Genomic DNA, 319 nt, shown 5'->3' on the forward strand with positions numbered 1-319 from the left:
CGGCGAAGTTCATCGCCTCGTGGAAGTCGCCCTCGCTCGTCGCGCCGTCGCCGCACAGGGCGAGCACGACGGTGTCCTCGCCGCGGTGCCGTGCCGCCTGCGCGAAGCCGACCGCGTGCAGCAGCTGCGTGGCCAGCGGCGTGGCCTGCGGGGCGACGTGGTGCTCGGCGGGGTCGTATCCGCTGTGCCAGTCGCCGGCCAGCAGCACCATCGCCTCCGCCGGCGAGACGCCTCGCTCGATGATCGCGACGGCGTCGCGGTAGGTGGGGAAGAGCCAGTCGCGCTCGTCGAGCACGAGCGCGACGGCGACCTGACAGGC

Annotated in this window: 1 protein-coding gene; it reads right to left on the bottom strand. The window is 74.0% G+C overall.

All coding sequences use genetic code 11. The features are described 5' to 3' along the window. A partial coding sequence (locus tag RT309_RS14680; RefSeq protein WP_313358226.1) for a thiamine pyrophosphate-dependent enzyme occupies positions 1 to 319 on the bottom strand: 319 nt, incomplete at both ends.

Source organism: Microbacterium sp. (genome assembly GCF_032084865.1).
Taxonomy (GTDB): Bacteria; Actinomycetota; Actinomycetes; order Actinomycetales; family Microbacteriaceae; genus Microbacterium.